Source organism: Celeribacter sp., from assembly GCF_048261515.1.
In the GTDB taxonomy this organism is placed as follows: domain Bacteria; phylum Pseudomonadota; class Alphaproteobacteria; order Rhodobacterales; family Rhodobacteraceae; genus Celeribacter.
The window spans coordinates 261,690-281,947 of sequence record NZ_JBLXFZ010000003.1 but is presented as its reverse complement, the minus strand read 5'-3'; the positions used below and the strand labels follow the sequence as shown (position 1 = coordinate 281,947).

The 20,258-nt window shown below is 60.5% G+C and carries 18 protein-coding genes; 14 read left to right on the top strand and 4 right to left on the bottom strand.

Annotated features, from left to right (window positions below; translation table 11 throughout):
* The first annotated feature begins 167 nt into the window (after positions 1 to 167).
* From ACN0SC_RS08390 to ACN0SC_RS08345, 10 genes are all read left to right on the top strand, one after another.
* Positions 168 to 1,199, top strand: coding sequence for a substrate-binding domain-containing protein (locus ACN0SC_RS08390; protein ID WP_417249211.1), 1,032 nt, complete (start codon positions 168 to 170; stop codon positions 1,197 to 1,199).
* Positions 1,200 to 1,447: 248 nt separating this feature from the next.
* Positions 1,448 to 2,782: a GH1 family beta-glucosidase gene (locus tag ACN0SC_RS08385; protein WP_417249210.1), complete on the top strand. Its 1,335-nt coding sequence runs from the start codon at positions 1,448 to 1,450 to the stop codon at positions 2,780 to 2,782.
* Between the two features lie 5 nt (positions 2,783 to 2,787).
* Positions 2,788 to 3,765, top strand: a complete 978-nt coding sequence (locus tag ACN0SC_RS08380; RefSeq protein ID WP_417249209.1) for a glucokinase — start codon at positions 2,788 to 2,790, stop codon at positions 3,763 to 3,765.
* Positions 3,766 to 3,990: 225 nt separating this feature from the next.
* Positions 3,991 to 4,269, top strand: coding sequence for an STAS domain-containing protein (locus tag ACN0SC_RS08375; RefSeq protein ID WP_417249208.1), 279 nt, complete (start codon positions 3,991 to 3,993; stop codon positions 4,267 to 4,269).
* The gene (locus tag ACN0SC_RS08370; RefSeq protein ID WP_417249207.1) at positions 4,266 to 4,631 is read left to right on the top strand and encodes a response regulator; all 366 of its coding nucleotides are present in this window, start codon (positions 4,266 to 4,268) and stop codon (positions 4,629 to 4,631) included. The genes ACN0SC_RS08375 and ACN0SC_RS08370 overlap by 4 nt, the downstream gene beginning before the upstream one ends.
* 11 nt (positions 4,632 to 4,642) lie before the next feature.
* Complete coding sequence (locus ACN0SC_RS08365; RefSeq protein WP_417249206.1) at positions 4,643 to 6,940, top strand: chemotaxis protein CheW; 2,298 nt, start codon at positions 4,643 to 4,645, stop codon at positions 6,938 to 6,940.
* A gap of 4 nt (positions 6,941 to 6,944) precedes the next feature.
* Positions 6,945 to 7,412, top strand: coding sequence for a chemotaxis protein CheW (locus tag ACN0SC_RS08360; RefSeq protein ID WP_417249205.1), 468 nt, complete (start codon positions 6,945 to 6,947; stop codon positions 7,410 to 7,412).
* Positions 7,409 to 8,284 (top strand): CheR family methyltransferase, encoded by an 876-nt coding sequence (locus ACN0SC_RS08355; RefSeq protein WP_417249204.1) that lies wholly within the window; start codon positions 7,409 to 7,411, stop codon positions 8,282 to 8,284. The genes ACN0SC_RS08360 and ACN0SC_RS08355 overlap by 4 nt, the downstream gene beginning before the upstream one ends.
* A 31-nt stretch (positions 8,285 to 8,315) precedes the next feature.
* A complete protein-coding gene (locus ACN0SC_RS08350) occupies positions 8,316 to 8,702 on the top strand; it encodes a response regulator (RefSeq protein WP_417249203.1) in 387 nt (128 codons plus the stop codon).
* Between the two features lie 20 nt (positions 8,703 to 8,722).
* Positions 8,723 to 9,085 carry a hypothetical protein gene (locus tag ACN0SC_RS08345; RefSeq protein ID WP_417249202.1) on the top strand — a complete coding sequence of 121 codons (363 nt, stop codon included), beginning with the start codon at positions 8,723 to 8,725 and terminating at the stop codon, positions 9,083 to 9,085.
* Between the two features lie 121 nt (positions 9,086 to 9,206).
* On the opposite strand, the gene ACN0SC_RS08340 is transcribed toward ACN0SC_RS08345, so the two are convergent.
* From ACN0SC_RS08340 to ACN0SC_RS08325, 4 genes are all read right to left on the bottom strand, one after another.
* Complete coding sequence (locus ACN0SC_RS08340) at positions 9,207 to 9,581, bottom strand: chemotaxis protein CheD (protein ID WP_417249201.1); 375 nt, start codon at positions 9,579 to 9,581, stop codon at positions 9,207 to 9,209.
* Between the two features lie 137 nt (positions 9,582 to 9,718).
* A complete protein-coding gene (locus ACN0SC_RS08335; protein WP_417249200.1) occupies positions 9,719 to 10,780 on the bottom strand; it encodes a protein-glutamate methylesterase/protein-glutamine glutaminase in 1,062 nt (353 codons plus the stop codon).
* 46 nt (positions 10,781 to 10,826) lie between these two features.
* Complete coding sequence (locus ACN0SC_RS08330; RefSeq protein WP_417249199.1) at positions 10,827 to 13,943, bottom strand: methyl-accepting chemotaxis protein; 3,117 nt, start codon at positions 13,941 to 13,943, stop codon at positions 10,827 to 10,829.
* A 303-nt stretch (positions 13,944 to 14,246) separates the two neighbouring features.
* A complete protein-coding gene (locus ACN0SC_RS08325) occupies positions 14,247 to 15,767 on the bottom strand; it encodes an aldehyde dehydrogenase (NADP(+)) (protein WP_417249198.1) in 1,521 nt (506 codons plus the stop codon).
* Between the two features lie 439 nt (positions 15,768 to 16,206).
* On the opposite strand from ACN0SC_RS08325, the gene phnC reads away from it, so the two are divergent.
* The 4 genes from phnC (at position 16,207) to phnE (ACN0SC_RS08305) (ending at position 20,251) form a co-directional block, all read left to right on the top strand.
* The gene (gene phnC / locus ACN0SC_RS08320) at positions 16,207 to 17,031 is read left to right on the top strand and encodes a phosphonate ABC transporter ATP-binding protein (protein WP_417249245.1); all 825 of its coding nucleotides are present in this window, start codon (positions 16,207 to 16,209) and stop codon (positions 17,029 to 17,031) included.
* Positions 17,032 to 17,091: 60 nt separating this feature from the next.
* A complete protein-coding gene (gene phnD, locus ACN0SC_RS08315; RefSeq protein WP_417249197.1) occupies positions 17,092 to 18,000 on the top strand; it encodes a phosphonate ABC transporter substrate-binding protein in 909 nt (302 codons plus the stop codon).
* An 80-nt stretch (positions 18,001 to 18,080) separates the two neighbouring features.
* Positions 18,081 to 18,932: a phosphonate ABC transporter, permease protein PhnE gene (gene phnE / locus ACN0SC_RS08310; protein ID WP_417249196.1), complete on the top strand. Its 852-nt coding sequence runs from the start codon at positions 18,081 to 18,083 to the stop codon at positions 18,930 to 18,932.
* A complete protein-coding gene (gene phnE, locus ACN0SC_RS08305) occupies positions 18,932 to 20,251 on the top strand; it encodes a phosphonate ABC transporter, permease protein PhnE (protein WP_417249195.1) in 1,320 nt (439 codons plus the stop codon). The genes phnE (ACN0SC_RS08310) and phnE (ACN0SC_RS08305) overlap by 1 nt, the downstream gene beginning before the upstream one ends.
* Positions 20,252 to 20,258: the final 7 nt, after the last annotated feature.

The following is a 20,258-nucleotide window of genomic DNA, read 5'->3' as shown; positions in this document are numbered from 1 at the left end:
CAAGTGATCGAGAGTGTCAACACAAGCGGATTGATTTTGCTCCAAAAAACAACTGAAACGTTTACGCTGCCCACCCATTGATCCTTTGGTCAATTTTAAGGCGGGCCTTTACGCCACATCCAAATGCACGTTATGATCATGGGACACATCGAGTGGGTCCATGTCCTATGAATCTCAAAGAACTTTCTGAACTCCTCGGCCTTTCCCAGACCACTGTCAGCCGCGCCCTCAACGGCTATCCTGAGGTGTCGGAGGCCACGCGTGAGAAGGTTCGTCTGGCCGCAGAGAAATTCAATTACAGCCCCAACACACGGGCGCGCGGACTGGCAACGGGACGCACCCATGCGGTCGGCCACGTGATTCCGCTGTCCACCAAACACGAGGTGGTTAACCCCGTATTTACCGATTTCGTCGCGGGGGCTTCGGAGATCTACTCGCGCGAGAATTACGACATGCATCTGACCGTTGTGCCTGACGAAAGCGAGGCACAAGCCTACCGCAAGATCGCCTCCAAGGGGTCCACCGACGGGCTGATCGTGCATGGCCCCAAACAAAACGACCCGCGCATCACGCTGCTGCAAGAGATCGGCTTGCCCTTTGTTGTGCATGGCCGCTCTGGCAGCACGCAAGAGGGGAGCTATTCGTGGGTCGACATAAACAATGCGCGCGCCTTCGAGCGTGCCACGGCCTTCCTGATCGACCTTGGACACACCCGCATCGGCCTGCTTAACGGTTTGGAAACAATGGATTTTGCGGCCAAGCGGCGCGAGGGTTTCCGCAAGGCCCTGAGAGATCGCGGATTGGAGGAGAACCCCGACTTCTGCCACTCCTCGGAGATGACCGAACATTACGGGTATGCCGCCACGATGGAGATGTTGGAACGCGACGTTCGACCAACCGCCGTGCTGGCCTCCTCGATGATCGTCGGCATCGGCGTGCGCCGCGCCTGCGACACGATGGGTCTGAAACTGGGCCGCGATCTGTCGCTCATCATCCACGACGACGACCTGTCCTACCTGCGAAACGGGGACAAGGAACCGATCTACACCGCAACCCGCTCCTCGGTGCGTCAGGCGGGGCGGATCTGCGGTGAACTGTTGATGGAAAAGATCGCCAACCCCGACACGCCGCACAAACAGGTGCTTATGGAGGCCGAGTTGATCATCGGCCAAACCACTGGCCCCGCGCCCAAGGAATAAGTCTGACCGCGTATTCCCGATAAGACACTCCGCCAGACCGCCGCACCCCCTACCCGCACGCTGCACACCACCCTCAAATCCCACCCAATCCCACTGGGTCGCACCACACCTCAAAGCGCTTTGATGTTGCAAAACGGCGGCGAATCTGAAAAAGGTAGCGCAAACATCGACCTGCGAGGGCCATGCAACCAGACCCCGATACGGGGGCTGACACGGGGCCTGAAACTGCCACTGCCAAGGAGAGCCTCATGACCCTCACCCGCAAAGATTTCCCCGAAGGTTTCACATTCGGGGCCGCCACCGCCGCCTATCAGGTCGAGGGCCATAAATTCGGCGGCGCGGGGCCGACCCATTGGGACACCTTCTCCGCGACCCCTGGCAATGTGGTGCGCGCCGAGGACGGCGCTCTGGCGTGTGACCAATACCACCGCTACGGCGATGACTTCGACCTGCTTAAAGCGGGCAATTTCGACGCCTATCGCTTCTCGACAAGCTGGGCGCGGGTGCTGCCCGAGGGGCGTGGTCAGGTCAATCAGGAGGGGCTGGACTATTACGACCGCCTCACCGATGCGCTGCTCGAACGCGGATTGAAGCCCTATCAGACGCTCTACCACTGGGAAATGCCCTCGGCGCTGGCCGATCTGGGTGGCTGGACCAACCCCGACATCCACAACTGGTTCGGTGATTACGTGGAGATCATCGACGCCAAGATCGGCGACCGTATGGAAGCCATCGCCACGATCAACGAACCGTGGTGTGTCGCCTTCCTGTCGCATTTCCTCGGCGCCCATGCGCCTGGCCTGCGCGACATCCGCGCCACCGCTCGCGCCATGCACCATGTACTCAAGGCCCACGGCGAAGCCATGACCCGCCTGCGAGCCAAGGGGCGTGACAACCTCGGCATCGTGCTGAACTTCGACTATTGCGAAGCCGCCACCGAAGACCCCAAGGATCAAAAGGCCGCCGCCACCGCCGATGCGATTTTCAACCGTTGGTTCATCGAGGCGATCACCAAGGGCACCTACCCCGCCGAAGCCATGGAGGGATTTGCGCCCCATATGCCCAAGGGCTGGAAGGACGACCTCAAGTCCCACATCCATCAGCCACTCGACTGGCTCGGCGTCAACTACTATACCCGCCACATCCACGCCCATGACGAGACCGCCTCTGCATGGCCGAACGGACGCGACGTGCAAGGCCACCGTGCCACGACGCAGATGGGCTGGGAAATCTATCCCGAGGGGCTGCACCATTTCCTCACGCGCATGTCGGAGAGCTATGTGGGCGATCTGCCGCTCTATGTCACCGAGAACGGCATGGCGTGGGATGACCGCGTGGTCAACGGCGCGGTCAACGACCCCGAGCGCGCTGCATTTATCCAAAGCCACCTCGCCGCGATGAAGCGCGCAATCGAGGACGGTGCCAACCTTCAAGGGTTCTTCTATTGGTCGCTGCTCGACAACTATGAATGGGCGGAAGGATACGAAAAGCGCTTCGGCATCGTGCATGTGGATTTCGAGACCTTGCAGCGCACCCCGAAAGCCTCCTATCACATGCTCAAAGACATTCTCGCACAGGACTGATCGTCATGACCAAACATCCTGCCAACACCCTGTCGCTCGTGGCCGACATCGGAGGCACCAACACGCGCGTGGCTCTGGCCGACGGGGTGGAGCTTCTTCCCGATACGGTGCGGCGCTACTCCAATGCCAAGTTCGCGGGTCTGGAAAGCGTCCTGCGCCAGTTCGTGAGCGACGAGGGCGACGTGGATTGTAAAGGGGCCTGTGTTGCCGTTGCTGGCCCTGTGCGCGATGGCGTGGGCACCATGACCAATCTTGACTGGGCCATCGACAAAGACACCCTGCGCCGCGCGACCCGCGCCGAACACGTGGCGATCCTCAACGACCTGCAAGCCCAAGGCCACGCGCTCGGCTATGTCCCCGAGGAGAACATCACCCACATCATCAACGACGCGCCCGTGCCCTCGCCCAATGCGGTGCGGCTGGTCATCGGCGTTGGCACAGGCTTTAACGCCGCGCCCGTTTTCGAGACCGAAGGTGGCCGCCTCGTCGCCCCCGCCGAATGTGGTCACGCCAACCTGCCGATCCGCAACGAGCACGAGCTTGCGCTGTGCAAATTCGTCGAAACCGCGCATGGATTCCCCGCTGTCGAGGACGTGTTGTCGGGCCGTGGCCTTGAGCGCGTTTACCTCTTTCTGGGCACCGAAGAAGGCGACATCCGCGAGAAATCCGCCGCCGACATCATGGCCAGCGTCGAGGCGGGTGACGATCCGCGCGCCGAGGAAACCGCGCGCCTGTTTGCCAAGATCCTCGGCACCGTCGCGGGAAACCTGTCGCTGTTCAACCTGCCGTTTGGCGGGGTGTTCCTCGTGGGCGGCGTGGCCCGCGCCATCACGCCTCATCTCGACCGTCTGGGCTTCTCCGATGCCTTCCGTGACAAGGGGCGGTTCGCGGGCTTCATGAAGAATTTCTCGGTGTCCGCCATCGAGGACGACTTTGCCGCTCTGACGGGATGCGCCTCGCATCTGCGCAATGTCATGAGCTGATCGCACCCGCGCCGAGGGGGGCGATCACGCCCGCGTCCTCCGCTTTAAAACGCCCTTTTTTAAAGGGCCTAAGCGCCTCGACCGATGGGTCGGGGCGTTTTTTGTGCGCAAAAATTGCGCGGTGTAACCTCGTCTTAACTCCCACCCCGTTACACCAAGTTCCCAGAACAGCCAGTGACGGGATTTTGATATGACCTTGATGTATGTCGTGACGGGAGTAGCGCAATGAGCACGATCACATTGCCCGAACGCCTCGACTACCAGTCGATGCCGCAGCTCCTTGAGCAGTTGAAAGCACAGGATGCCGACGATCTCACGCTCGACGCTGCGGCTGTGCGCCACCTTGGCACCCTGCCCCTGCAAGTCCTTCTCAGCGCGATCAAGACCCGCGCAGCGGCAGGCAAGACCACGCATCTGGCCAACACCAGCGATGCCTGCATCGATCTATTGAGCCTGTTCGGCTTCTCTCCTGAAACAATGACCCAACCGGAGACCTGGAAATGAGCCTTGAAGTCCTGGCTGTCGATGACAGCCGAACAATGCGCGACATGCTGAACCTCGCCCTCTCCTCGGCGGGCTTTACCGCCCACCTCGCCGAGGACGGCGTTCATGGTCTCGAAGTGCTCGAAAGTGTCGAACCCGATGTGATCATCACCGACATCAACATGCCGCGCATGGATGGCTTTGGCTTCATCGACGCGGTGCGCAAGGAAAAGAAATGGGAGCGCATTCCCATTCTCGTGCTGACCACCGAAAGCGCCGATGAGCTCAAGGCCAAGGCCCGCACCGCGGGCGCAACAGGCTGGATCGTCAAACCTTTTGACCCCGCGAAATTGGTCAAAGCCCTTCAAATGGTTGCTGGCTAAGAGGTATCCCCATGTCCGACCCGATGGCAGAAATCCGCGCGTCGTTCTTCATTGAATGCGAGGAACTCCTGGAAAGCCTTCAGGATGGTCTGCAAATGATGGATGATGGCGCAACGGACGCGGAGACGATCAACATTGTTTTCAGAGCCGTGCACTCGATCAAGGGCGGCGCAGGTGCGTTCGGCCTCGACGATCTCGTGAAATTTGCGCATCGGTTCGAAACCGCGATGGACGAGGTCCGCGCGGGCCGTTTTACCCCTGATGCCGAAGCCATCCACCTTTTCTACACCTGCGCCGATGTGCTTGGCGATCTGGTGCGTGCCGCGCGCGACGGGGAGGCGATTTCCGAGGATGTCACGGGCCCCGTCCTCGAAACCCTTGACCGCCTCGTCGGCATCGAAGAGGAGGAAGAGGAAGAAATCGACTTCACCCCCGCCACGCTTTCGCTTGATCTCGATCTGGGGGAAGAGGGCACCCTGCCCGATCTGGGTGACTTGCCCGACCTTAACGACATCTCCGATCCCGACACCGCGCCCACGAACGACGAAACCAAGGCCACGGGATTTCGCGTCACAATCACACCTGAACACGCGCTCTATGCCTCTGGCAACGAACCGCTCTACCTCTTCCGCGCGCTGCGCGATCTGGGCGATGTGCATGTCACCTGCCACACCGGCGACCTTCCGACACTTGATACGCTCGACCCCGACACGGGCCACCTGAGTTGGACCATCGACGTGATTACCGATGAAGATCGGTCGGCGGTGACCGAAGTGTTCGAGTTTGTCGACGGCCTGTGCCAGTTGAGTATTGCACCTCTGGGGGCGACCGAGACCGAGACATTTGAGGACTTCGGCCCTTCTGCATTTGAAACGGACGAGCCCCCCGCTCCAGCGGCCACCATCGCCCCCCAACCTGTGCCAAGCGCACCCTCCGCCGAGGCCGAGCCACGCCCCGCCGCGCCACCCGAAACACCCTCCGCGCCCGAAGAAAGCGCCCCTGCGACCGTAATGACCGCAGCCCCCGCACAAGTGGCCAAAGACGACACCGCGCCCGCCACAATCGAGAAAGCGCCCGCAAAGCCCCCCGCCCCGACGCAACCCAAAGCCACCGTGCGCGTTGACCTTGAGCGCATCGACCGCCTTGTGAACCTCGTCGGCGAACTTGTGATCAATCAGGCCATGCTGTCACAATCCGTTGCGGAAGCCGATATCCCGCCCAATTCCCCCGTCAGCGCGGGCCTCGAAGAGTTCCTGCAACTCACCCGCGACATACAGGAATCGGTGATGATGATCCGCGCGCAGCCGATCAAATCCCTGTTCCAGCGCATGGGGCGCATCGTGCGCGAGGCATCCGCTTCCGTGGGCAAACAGGTGCGGCTGACGACGATAGGCGAGACAACAGAAGTCGATAAAACCGTCATCGAACGGCTGGCCGACCCGCTCACCCATATGATCCGCAACGCCGTCGATCACGGCCTTGAGACAACCGAAGAGCGCGTCAGAAACGGCAAACCCGAGGCGGGCCACGTCACGCTCTCGGCCCAACACCGCTCGGGCCGCATCGTCATCGACATCACCGACGACGGCGCGGGCATCAACCGCGAACGGGTGAAGGCCAAAGCCATCGAAAAAGGTCTCATCCCGCCAGACGCACAACTCAGTGAAAGCGAGATCGACAACCTCCTGTTCCTGCCCGGTTTTTCCACCGCCGCGGAAGTCTCCAACCTTTCGGGCCGCGGCGTCGGAATGGACGTGGTCAAAAGTGCCATTCAGGGCCTCGGCGGTCGTATCACCATTTCCTCTCAGGAGGGCAAGGGCACGACCTTCTCCATCTCGTTGCCGCTCACCCTCGCGGTTCTGGACGGCATGGTGGTGCGCGTCGAGGAGGAAACCATCGTGGTCCCCCTCAACGCCATCCTCGAAACCCTTACCCTTACCCAAGACGACATCAAGTCTCTGGGCCCCGAAAGCCATGTCGTGCAAATCCGTGGCGGCTTCGTTCCGCTGCTCGATCTCGGCGCGGAACTTGGCTATCGCGCACCCGAAGAGAGCTACGTCGGCCGCGTTGTCCTGCTGATCGGTCAGGAGGATGGCAACCGCGCAGCCCTCGCCGTCGACGCCATAGAAGACCAGCGTCAAGTGGTCATCAAGGGCCTCGAAGGCAGCTACGGGCGCATCCCCGGCATTGCTGCGGCCACCATCCTCGGCGACGGTCAGATCGCGCTCATTCTCGACCCTGGCGACCTCGTCGCCCAAGCCTCCGGCCGCACCAGAAAATCCACCCCCACTCCCGCACTTGTAGGTTAACGCCATGACTGATGACATCAAACAAAGTGACAGCGCGACAATCGAACTCCTCTCCTTCCGCGTCGGTGGGCAGGATTATTCCGTCGATATCATGTCGGTGCGCGAAATCCGCGGCTCGGCGAAAGCCACCTCCCTGCCCCATGCGCCCTCCTTCGTAAAAGGGGTCATCAACCTGCGCGGAACAGTGCTGCCTATCGTGGATCTCGCCGCGCGCCTTGGGTTGGAAAACGAGGAAGACAACGCGCGAAACGTCATCATCGTCGTCGACCTCGGCGGCCGCACCGCGGGTCTCATGGTCGATGCCGTCTCCGACATTCTGGCCATCCCGAACGAAGAGCTTCAGGCGCCACCCGAGGTCTCCGTTGACGATGCGCGCACCTTCGTCTCCGCACTCACGGTGGTCGAGAACCGTATGATCCGCGTCCTTGATCTCGAAGCCGTGTTGCCCCCGCCGCACGAGGATGCCGCATGATGATTGAATCGGCACCTGCCCCAAAGAAAGCCATGATCGACAACGAGATCTCCGCGCAGGCCTACGCGCGCATTGTCGAGTTGTCGCGAAAGCATACGGGCATCGTTCTGACCGCCTCGAAGGCTCCGATGGTCAAGTCCCGCTTGACGCGCCGCCTGCGTGCATTGGGCATGTCGTCATTCGACAGCTACATGAACTTTCTCGAAGAAGAAAATGACCCCGTCGAGATGAGCAAATTCATCTCTGCACTTACCACCAACGTCACCAACTTCTTTCGCGAAAGCCACCATTTCGACCACATCGCCAACGGTGTCTACGATCATATATGTGCGAAACTCGCGCGCGGCCAACGTGTGCGCATCTGGTCGGCGGGATGCTCGAACGGTCAGGAACCCTACTCGATCGCTATGACCCTTCTGGGCAGAGACATGACTCTGGCCGAGAAAGATATTCGCATTCTGGCAACCGACATCGACCCACAGGTGCTAGCATTCGCGCAAACGGGCGCCTACACAGATACGCAAACCGTTGGAATCTCGAGGGATTTATTGAGAGTCTTCTTTGACCGAGAAACGACCGGAGACAGGGAGATTTTCACGATAAAGCCGCAGGTCAGGAACATGGTGACATTCCGTCAGCTCAATCTCCACAATGACTGGCCTATGGCGGGCACATTCGATCTCATCATGTGCCGCAATGTCATGATCTACTTCGACGATCAGACACAGGCCCGACTTTTACGGAAGTTCGCCGCAAAACTCGCCGATGGCGGCTGGTTGATGATCGGGCATTCCGAGCGATTGCCTGACGACACGCTCTCCATCTTCACCAATGTCGGCGTCACCACCTATCAAAGAAAAGCACAAGCGTGACCAGAGCGCGCAAGTATCAAGGGTAAAGTAAATGGCACTTCGAGATCAGCTTCGCGTAATGGTCGTTGACGACATGTCCACCAGTCGTGGCTTGATTACAAACGCGCTTGACGGCTTTGGCATTCGCAACGTCGCAAGCGCCTCCGACGGACCGAGCGCGCTGGCCAAGATGCAGGCATCCCCCGTGCATCTCGTCATTTCCGACTACAATATGCCTGGCATGGACGGGCTGAAACTGCTCCACGCCCTGCGCACCAATCCGCGCACGAAAGGTGTGGGATTTCTGCTGATTACGGGACGCGCCGATCGCGAAATCATCGAGATGGGCAAACGGCTCGGCATGAACAACTTCGTCAAGAAGCCCTTTGAACCCGCCAATCTCAAAGGCGCAATCGAGGCCATCGTCGGCCGCCTTTAACGACAGTGAGTGCCCAACCGATGAAGAACAGTGCAACCATACCGTTGTCGACCCTGCACGCTCGCATTCAGGACGAACTTCTGTCCCTGACGATGCTTGCGGCCGAGGTTCAAATCGCACTGGGGCCGACGTTGAAAAATGTGAAAAAACTTTCCCCTTCGGTTCAGCGCAGTTTTCAGGCGGTCGATCGTCTGCAACAGACCCTCGAAGATCTTCAAGCCGTGCTGGCCCAACTGTCCACCGAGACAACCACAACCCATGTAGATGTCGAACCACTCAAAGAATGCATTCGCCTCAAGCATCTCTCGCACAAACTGCTCGACAACATGGATGCGCCTTACACCCTCGCCGAAGAAGAGAGTGGCACGGTAGCGTGGTTTTAAGGCCCGCCGCACGGCATTTTTAAAGTTCGGCGTCTTTTCGCCCCCGCCCCTACGCGCGCCGGTCCCATGACCAACCCCCACGAACTTCAGCCACACGACAATTGACCGTTCGGCCACGCAATCAAAAGAGTTCGATGTCGTTTGATGCGGGTGGTGCCACTTCCACTTTTTCGACAACCTTCTCCGACACAAGTCGTTGACGTGCCCTACCGCTACACGGTGTGAATTCAACCCGCCGCGCCAGTTCCCCACCAAGGCTGTGACCATCGCAGGGGATGCTCTCCTTCGCGAGGTAGTCGAGGACAAATTGCCCGTTTAACAGGCCAATCGTTGTCAAACCTTTGCACATCGCGGCCCCACCAAAAACCTTGGCACGCAGGCGCGATTTACTTGCACCCTCGCGGATCAGCGCATTGATCAAGAGCTCCATGGCATTGGCCCCGAATGACTCACAACTCCCTGCCTGCGACCCTTCGGGCAGGAGAAAATGGTTCATGCCTCCCACCTTGGCTTCGGGATCCCAAAGGCACGTCGCGACACAGGACCCGAGGATCGTCGAGATCACGACATTCTCGCACGACGAGACCGCAAATTCTCCTTGAGTGATATACTGTGGGATGGTTTGGAGCGCAGTCATTGCGAAAGCCTCGCAGCGGGTGCGGCCTCCGCATGGGTTAACATCTCGTCGCCGAAGTCATCAATCGAGGACCAATGCATCACCCCGCCGAGTTCGCCCGCCACCCGCGGCATCCCGAAGACAACACAGCTATCCTTGCTTTGCGCCATGGTGATGGCGCCCGCCTCTTTCAGCCGCAGCATCCCTTCCGCTCCGTCGCGCCCCATGCCCGTCAGCAGCCCCGCCACGACCCGCGCGCCCAGATGCACGGCGGATAGAAACATGGCATCCACAGACGGGCGGTGGCCAGACACTTTCGGACCGTCGTGCAGGATGACGCGCGGCACCTGACCTGGAGCCACGTTGAGATGGAAATTGCCGCCTGGTGCAATGAGCACACTCCCACGTTCGATGATCTGCCCATGTTCGGCCAGTTGAACGCAGGGGGCGACCAGCGGATTGAGGCGCCTTGCGAAACTCGCCAGAAAGGGCGCAGGCATATGCTGCGTGACAAGCGTCGGCGGACAATCCGAGGGAAACCTCTTGAGAACGCGCTCGATCGCATCGACCGCCCCCGTCGACCCCCCGATCAGACAGATGCGACGGTAGGCCCGCCCGCTCGATTTCGGCAAGGCGAGGGGTTTTCTGTAGGACGGCGTGGCAACATTTGCCGTAGAGGCCGCGACCACAATCTCGGCCAGATCGTGAAACGGCGCAGAACTCTCGCCCATGCGCGGCTTCTCGACACATTCCACGGCTCCTTTCGCCAGCGCCTCGACCGCTACTGCGCTTCCCTTTCGGGTCAGGGTGGAAACCATCACGACAGGCATCGGCCGATGGCGCATGAGCCGATCCAGAAACTCGATCCCGCTCATTGAGGGCATTTCAACATCCAACGTCATTACATCGGGATTATGCGCATTCACAGCATCGCGAGCCTCCCGCGCCGTGCTGGCTTCCGCGACGATTTCCACGCGCGGGTCCTGCTCCAACACAGAGCGGATGAGACCGCGCATCGTTCTGGAATCGTCGACGATCAGGACACGGGCTTTGCGCGGTGGCGCGGGAAGGTGCGACATTTGACGAGGCTCACGACTTGGTTCCAATGGATCACGCCTACGTAGGTCAGAAGTCTTCCCACCCGTCATCCGACGGTGCGGCGGCTACGAAAGGCGTCGATTGGTTCACTGCGATTTTCACGTCGTCATCGGGGATCGGCGAAGGCTCCGACGTCACGTTGGCATGTGCCGCGGGGACCACAGAGGCCTTGACGGGTGCGGGTTTACGCGCGGCTCCAATAGAGAAGCGCGATGTTGTGACGTTGAGGTTTTCGGCCTCCTGCGTGAGCGCGTGCGAGGCGGCCGTGGTTTCCTCGAACATGGCGGCGTTTTGCTGCGTCACCTGATCGAGCTGGTTCACGGCGGCGTTGATCTCAGCCAGACCAGCCGATTGTTCGCGTGAGGACACGGCAATTTCGGTGACATTATTCGCGATTTCCGAAACGGAGGTCACGATACCGCGCAGTGCCTCGCCCGTGTCGCCCACAAGGCCCACACCGCGTTTGACATGCGCGCCCGATTTCGAGATCAGGTCGTTGATTTCGCGCGCGGCTTCCGAAGAGCGTTGCGCAAGAGCACGCACCTCGGAGGCCACGACAGCGAACCCGCGTCCAGCCTCGCCCGCACGGGCCGCCTCGACGCCCGCGTTGAGCGCGAGCAGGTTGGTTTGGAACGCGATATCGTCGATCACGGAGGTGATTTTCGAAATCTGGTTCGATGAGCTTTCGATCTCACTCATGGCTTCAACCGCCTCTTGCACAACCTTGCCCGAGGCTTCCGCATTCGACTTGGCGGAGGCGACCATTTCGCTGGCCTGATTTGCGCCCTCGGAGGCCGATTTCACCGAAGAAGTGAGTTGGTCGAGCGCGGTCGCGGTTTCCTCCAGCGTGGCCGCCTGTTTCTCCGTGCGATGCGACAGATCGTCGGCCGCGTTGGAAATTTCGGCCGCCTCGCCACGGATCATTTCAGCATTCTCGACCACGCTGGACATGGCATCGAGCAGGTTGTCGAGTGCTGCGTTGTAGTCGCTACGCAGGCCCTCGTATTCCTCGCTGAAGGTCTGTTCGATCCGCGCCGTAAGGTCGCCCTCGGCGAGCCGTTTGAGGCCGACGCGCAGCCCTTCGACAACCTCGTCTTGCGCACGTTTCATCTCGGCCTGACGTTTCCGCGAGTCTTGCAGGGCTGTCTGGTTTTCGGTGATGTCGGTGCCAAGCAGGATGATGCGGAAAACCCTGTTTCCGCTGTCTTTCACGGGGCTGAATGTCCCGTCGAGGATGGCGAGGCTTCCGTCGGGCGTTTGCAATTCGAAGCGACCGTAGATGCTTTCTCCCGCCATCAAGCGTGGCCAAACCGCGCCTTCTTCCTCGGCTTTCGCAGGATCGAATTTAAAGAGTTCCGATTGGTGACGTCCGACCAGATCAGACCGCGATCCGGCAATCATATTCGCGAAAAGTGCGTTGCAGGAGCGCACCGACCCGTCGAGTTCGAATTCGACCTTGGCCTGGTTCTCCTCAAGGGTCGTAATGATCGCCTCGTTGGTGCGGATCTCGGTCACGTCCTTCCATTCCATGACGCAGCCGATCTGCGCACCCTCGTCATCCAGCACGGCGTTCACATCCAGTGCGAAGTAGATCGCACCGATTTTCATATTCATGGAAAGCGGCATGCGGGCAGGATCGGACAGGATAGTGCGAACGCGACCAGGGTCTTTATGGAAAAAGTCGACGTTCTTTCCGACGATCTTGTCTGCCTCAAAACCTTCGATATGCTGACGAATTGTCTCCTCATGCAGACGCATCAACTCGGTGACGGCGTTGTTCATATAGGTGATATTGAAGTTCTGATCGGTCATCATCAATGCGGCCGAAGAGCCCTCGAAAGCCGACCCCTTGAACAACACGTCGCGGGTTGCCTGTTCGGCGCGCGCCAAGGTCTCGCGGAAGTCGTCGAGCGCCGTGGCAATCCCTCCGATTTCGTCGCCCCGCTCGGTGCCAGGCACATCGGCGTGATAGTCGCCCTCGGACACCTTGAGCATGGCGGTGCCAACGGAGGTCAGTGGTCTGGAAATGGCGCGCGAGATAAAGAAAGCGATCAGGCCGACAACACCGATCATCACCGCCCCTTGCCACAGCATTGTCATGCCAAGCGCGACCGCAGGCTCAACGATCTCTTCGACGGTTTGGTTGGCGACCAGCGCCCATTCCACACCGAGAATGTCGAGGGGACGATAGGCGCTCAGGCGCTCTTCGGCCTCACCCGTTGTCGGGTTGATCACAGCCTCTTGCACGATGCCTGTTTCGCCCGCCACAGCACGACGGGTGGACTCGGTGTCGATGGAGGTTTTCAGCACTTCAAAGGCATCCGAAATCGCGCGATCGGAGCGCAGGAACGTATCAGCCCCCACGACGTAAGCCGTCCCTGTCTCCCCAAGCCCCGTGGAACGGTTCGCAATCGCGTCGATATGGCTCTCAGGGATCTGGAAGGCAATCACGCCTTTAACATCGCCAGAGCGATCAAGAACGGGAGATGAGAGGAAGGAGGCGGGCATCCCACCCGTGGGCTCATAGATTGCGAAATCCTCGAAGAAGATCGTGGCATCTTCGGCGGCCAGCGATTTTTGCACCGCTTTACCAAGTCCCGTGCCAGCAAATTCACCCGTGACGAAGTTGGTGGCGAAATCGAGCTTTTTGTAAACCGAGTAGATCAAATCACCGTCCGTGTCGAAAAGGAACACGTCGGAATAGCCTTTCTCGTCCACCAGCTTGCGGAAGTAGCCGTGATAGAGTTTGTGCACCTGACTATAGGCGGACTCGTCCTCGGCGAAGTCCAGTTTGTGCTTTTCGCCCTGCGGATTTGGGTTGTCGGTGACATACCATTTCTGGAGATATTCGGTGGTCTCGTCAGGGATCGCGCGCCACGCCTGATCAAAGCCGCGGATGGCCGACAGAACCGTTGGATTATCGGCCTGACTGCGCAGATCGACCTGCATCCCCTCCATCAATCCCTGCACCTCAAGCGCCCGCGCCTCGGCCACGGTGCTCAACTGCTTTTCACCCTCGGCCAGAAGCGATTCCGATGCGTTCTGGTATGACACGAAGGTGGCAATCGAGATGGTCAGGGCGGCAAGTGCCACCATGATCACAGGCAGCTTGACCGCCAGATTGATGCTATTGAAAAACTTCATTTTTTCATCTCCTTGCGGTGCACTTCCCTTTGAACGGGTGAGCCGCACCATCCGCTCTTGGCTCAAGGGCGCATGGGCCCGATCTGTCCAAAGGCATGACGGGAAGGAGTGAAGATTCGTTTAAGCGGGCGGACGGTTATGGATGGACATTTCGATAAGCGACTGAATATCAGTAAGTTATCAGACGATCTTGAAACCAATTAGTAACCATGATGTCAGTTTTTCACCCCGAAACGCAACGCGCCGCCAGACCGTAACGGACCAGCGGCGCGGGAAGTGTCACGCGGTCAAGCGCGGGCAGGTTCAGACCAGATCGTCAGGCAGGACACTCTCGGGAATGTTCTGGTAGCTGACAGGACGCAGGAAGCGGCGGATCGACATGGTGCCGACCGACGTGGCGCCGAAGTTGGTCGAGGCGGGGTAAGGTCCGCCATGCACCATCGCTTCACAGACTTCCACGCCCGTGGGGAAGCCGTTGGCCAGAATGCGGCCCGCCTTGCGCTCGAGCACGTTGAGCAGCGGCTTGGCGGCGTCTGCATCGCCGTCGTCCATGTGGATGGTGCAGGTGAGTTGCCCCTGAAGCGATCGCGCCACGCGCATCATCTCGTCCATGTCGGCCACGCGCACGATCAGGCCGAGGGGGCCAAAGACCTCTTCGCCCAGCACTTCGTTGTCGAGCCATTCCTTGCCCGTGGTGGCAAAGAGATAGGGCGTGGCGTTGCGCAGGTCACAGGTGGAGGTGAGTAGCTCCTGCACCCCTGAAGCGCCTGCAACACGATCACGGCCTGCGCGGTAAGCGGCGGCGATCCCGTCAGTGAGCATGGTTTGCGCACCCATCGGCTCAAGCGCCTTGGTCGCCGCCTCGATGAAAGCATCAGCGTCGGGGCCGTCGATGACGACCGAGATACCGGGATTGGTGCAGAACTGGCCCGCGCCCATGGTGAGCGACCCCGCCCAACCTTCGGCGATCTCCGTGCCACGTGCCGACAGCGCATCGGGCAGGAAGAACATCGGGTTCACGGAACCAAGCTCGCCGAAGAAGGGGATCGGCTCGGGACGTGCGGCGCAGAGATCGAAAAGCGCACGGCCACCGCCAAGGGAGCCCGTGAAGCCCACGGCCTTTATCAGCGGGTGCTGGACGAGGGATTGCCCCACCTCCCGCGTGCCGCCCTGAACCAAAGAGAAGACACCCTTGGGCATCCCGCATTTCTCGATGGCGGCGTGGATGGCTTCGGCGACGATCTCCCCCGTTCCAGGATGCGCGTCATGGCCTTTGACGACCACGGGGCACCCCGCAGCCAAAGCGGCGGCGGTGTCGCCCCCTGCGGTGGAGAAGGCCAGCGGGAAGTTCGACGCGCCGAAAACAGCCACGGGGCCGATGGGGCGCTGCATCAGGCGGATGTCGGGACGCGGAAGCGGTGCGCGGTCGGGCAGAGCCTTGTCATGGCGACGGTCAAGGTAGTCCCCGTCGCGGATATGGCTGGCAAAGAGGCGCAGCTGACCCGTGGTGCGGCCACGCTCGCCCACGAGCCGCGCCTCGGGCAGACCTGTCTCGGAGCAACCGATCTCGGTCACGGCATCACCGCGCGCATCGATTTCCTCGGCGATGGTTTCGAGGAAAACAGCACGTTCCTCGCGCGTTGTGTAGCCGTAGGACCAGAAAGCCTCCTCGGCAGCTTGCACCGCCTGATCGACCAGCGCGGGGGTGCCCACGGAGAAATCGAACGCGGGGCCATGTGCGGGCTCGGAGGTGAAGGTGGTGTCGGTGCCGATCCATTCGCCTGCGACGAGGTGTTTGCCGTGGGGGGTGAAGGTCGTGGTCATGAATGCTCTCCCATGCATTGGGCCTGAAAATAGTGGGCCATTTGCGGGCAGGAAAGACATGAAACCCCTGCCCCGTCAACAATCGAAGGTCATATAGACCTATAACAATTTGGCCATAACGAGCATATTTGCCATAACGGATGCGCGAGGGGTTGCCCCTCTGGCTTGCCCACGGAAACACGCGCGGCGCGTTATTTCCAAGGATCGAGCGCCAAGACCCGCGCAGCCCCATCTCTTACCCGCGCGCCCGCACGCGCATGAGAAGGCAACGGCGCGCACAGCCCTCTTCCCTCAATCGCACGACACAGATCGCGCGAATGACAGCTGTGTGACGGACCCGCGCACCCAAAACCTGTCTTGTCACGAAACTGTAGACGAACCGTCACGTTCCTTTACAGGAATCGTCGTTATGTCCCCGACAACGCATGAGGGGATACCGATGCTCGTTGTAGACAAGTTGACCAAGACATTCGGCGCGAACACCGCCGTAGACACCGCCACCTTCACCGTGGACAAACCCACCATGATCGGCGTGATCGGGCGCTCGGGTGCGGGGAAATCGACGCTTTTGCGCATGGTGAACCGCCTGACCGATGCCAGTTCGGGGCGGTTGGAGTTTCAGGGGCGCAATGTCCTTGAGCTGAAAGGGAGCGCGCGGCGGCAGTGGCAGTCGGACTGCGCGATGATCTTCCAACAATTCAATCTCGTGCCGCGCATGGATGTGGTCTCCAACGTGCTGCACGGCACCCTTGGACGGCGCTCCACCGTGGCGACGATGTTCAACCTCTTTCCCAAAGAGGACATCCACAAGGCCATCGACATTCTTGACCGTCTGGGCATTGCCGAACATGCCGCCAAACGCGCCGAGGCGCTCTCCGGTGGCCAGCAACAACGCGTCGCGATTGCCCGCGCGGTGATGCAAGACCCCAAGATCGTTCTGGCCGACGAGCCGATTGCCTCGCTCGATCCGATGAACGCCCAACAGGTGATGCAGGATTTGCGCCGTATCCACGAGGAAGACGGCCGCATGGTGATCGCCAACCTGCACACGCTCGACACCGCCCGCCGCTACTGCGACCGCATCATCGGGATGCGCGACGGGCGGATCGTGTTTGACGGCACGCCCGAGCAACTCACCACGGGCGTTGCACGCGACATCTACGGGGCTGGCGACGACTTCTCGGAAGCCGCCACCTCGACCGAAATCCGTGACCACGCAGCCATCGACGCGGCAGAGCGCCGCGTGGCCAAGGTCACGGTCTGATCCGCTCATCAACCCCGCGCCAAACCGAACACTTCGCGGGATAACCAACTGGAGACTATGATGAAAAAACTGCTTGCTGCTGCTCTCGTGACCACGGCCCTGACGGGCATGGCCAACGCGCAGGAAATCGACGGCTTCAACATCGGCATTCTTGGCGGCGAAAACGCTCAGGACCGTCTGGCCAACCACGAGTGCCTCAAGGACTACACCGAAGAAGCTCTCGGCGTGCCGGTGAAACTCTTCGCCCCTGCCGACTACGCAGGCGTGATCGAAGGTCTGCTCGGCGGCACCATCGACATGGCATGGCTCGGCGCCTCCGCCTATGCCAAGACCTACCTCTCCGACCCCGAAGCGGTCGAGCCCGTGCTGGTCAAGATCAACCTCGACGGCTCCTTCGGCTACCACTCCATCGGTTTCGCTCGCAAGGAAAGCGGCATCACCTCGCTTGACGATATGGAAGGCAAGGTCTTCGGCTTCGGCGATCCCAACTCCACCTCCGGCTTCCTCATCCCCTCCATCGAGATCCCGCAGCATAAAGACGGCATCACCATGGAAAGCGGCGAATACTTCAAGGAAGTCAAATTCGTCGGTGGCCACGAGCAAACCATCGTCGCGGTCAACAACGGCGACATCGACGCTGGCGTAACATGGGCCGACGGTCAGGGCGCATGGGAAGACGGCTACAACTCCGGCGCGCTGCGCAAGGCTGTGGACGCGGGTCTCATCGACATGAACGACCTCGTGGAAATCTGGCGCTCCAAGCCGATCCCCGAAGGCCCCATCGTTTTGCGCACCGCCCTGCCCCAAGACGTCAAAGACAAAATGACCGCGCTGATGGACGGTCTCTATGACGCCGACAAGGAATGCACCTACAACATCTCCGCAGGTGAAAGCCTCGGCTTCAACCCGATCACCCATGACGCTTACGTGTCAATCGTCGAAGCCCGTAAAGCCAAATCCGCCGAGTAATCGACGGCCCTCCTCCAAGGCCCCGCCTGTCCTCACGGCGGGGCCTTTCCCTGACGCCCCCCGATAATCCGGAGCCGCCCATGGCCTTTGTCGCCCAAAACACCCACGAGACCTATATCGCGATGGTCCAGCGCAAACGTCTATACGGCGGGGTGATCCTGTCGATTTTCGTCTTGTTGCTTGTGTCAGGCTTCATGCTCGCCGACAGCCGCAATGCGGGCGGGTTTTGGGGCGGTATTCTCAACGTCTTCGACTTCCCCGCCGATGTCTGGGAAGACACCGCGCCGAAGCTGCACGAGTTGCCCGCGCACATCGTAACCTATTTCCCCGCTCTGGTGGAAACGCTCAACATCGCCGCCGCCGCCACATTGGTGGGCACGCTCATGGCGATTGTGCTTTCGCTTCTCTCCACTCGCGGACTGGCGCGCTGGCCGCGCCTCATACCGCTCTTCCGCCGCACGATGGATATCATGCGCGCCGTGCCCGAGATCGTCATCGCGCTGATCCTGATTTTCGTGCTGGGCGGCGGTCCCGTCCCCGCCGCCATTGCTATTGCCTTCCACACCGCTGGCGCACTCGGCAAACTCTTCTCCGAGGTCAACGAGAACGCCGACCTCAAACCCGTCGAAGGGCTCGCCTCCGTGGGTGCCACATGGGGCCAGCGCATGTATCTCGGTGTCATCCCGCAGGTCGCGCCCAACTATTTCAGCTATGCCCTGCTGCGCTTCGAGATCAACATCCGCGCCTCCGCCATCCTCGGCTTTGTCGGCGCGGGCGGACTTGGCTACGAACTCAAGAACACAATGTCATGGGGTCAGGGCAAATACGATGAAGCCGCCGCGATCTTCATCCTGTTGTTCGGCACCATCGTCTTTTTCGACCAGCTTTCCAGCCATATCCGCAACCGCCTCACTGGCGAAGGAGCCCACTGATGTCCGCCGATATGATTGCCTCCGAGGGTCTCAAGCCGCGCGTCGATGCGCTCTTTGCCCGCAAGAAAATTCTCACCCTCGCCGCCCCGCTCGTGATCCTCGGCTACCTTGCCTATGTCTTTGTCGCTTTCGACATTGCGGGGCTGACGGAACGGGCGCGGATGGACAATGCCGCGACACTTGTCTCGGATATGTACAGCTACAAAACCCACGTCACCCGCGACAACCGCTCGGGCGAAACCACGGTGTCCATCGAGGGTGAGCGCAAGGGCGTCTACCCACAGGGCATGGAACCCGATTGGGTTGAACTGGGCGAGAACAGCACGCGCATCGACCTTGGCGAGGGGCATATCGTGACCTTCCTGCCTGACAACGGCCTGCGCGTCGAAATGCCCGACTTCAAGACCATAGAAGCCCGTATCGAAGATCGCGCGGTGGTGACAAACCTTGGCGACGATGTGCCCGACTGGATCAACGTATCGCGCACCCGCATGGCGATCACGACGGACGAAGGGCGCATTTCCTTCACCCGCAACCGCACCGAAGCTTTCAACTACTTCACGGGCTGGGAGCTGTTCTTCTTCACCCTCGACAGCCCCTACTACGGCCACGGGCTTGGCGACATCCTCTTCGGAGAGCGCATTGATCCCGAACGCGCGAACCTCACAGGCGCCGCCCAAGACTTCTGGCACAACGCGATGTGGTCGCATTCGCAGGTCGCATGGGCGCTCTTCGAAACCGTGCTGATGGCTTTCCTCGGCACATTCGGCGCGGCGATCATCTCGCTCCCTCTGGCCTTTCTGGCCGCCAAGAACTTCGCACCACTGCAAACCGTCCGCTTCGCGCTGCGCCGTATCTTCGACCTGTTTCGCGGGATCGATGGGCTGATCTGGACCATCATCCTCGCCCGTGCCTTCGGCCCGGGTCCGCTGACAGGGGCGCTGGCGATCCTGCTCACCGACACGGGCACCTTCGGCAAGGTGTTCTCCGAGGCGCTGGAAAACGTCGACGGCAAGCAGATCGAAGGTGTCGCCTCCACGGGGGCCGCCACGCCGCACAAATACCGCTTCGGCGTCATCCCGCAGATCACGCCTGTGCTGCTCAGTCAAGTTCTCTACTTCTTTGAATCCAACACCCGTTCGGCGACCGTCATCGGCGCGATCACGGGCGGCGGCATCGGGCTTTTGCTGACGCAGGCGATGATGACGCAAAAGGACTGGGAAGAAGTCACCTATTACATCATCCTCGTGGTCATCATGGTGATGGCGATGGACAGCCTCTCTGGCTGGCTGCGCCGCAAGCTGATCAAGGGCGCGTAAGCCTCTG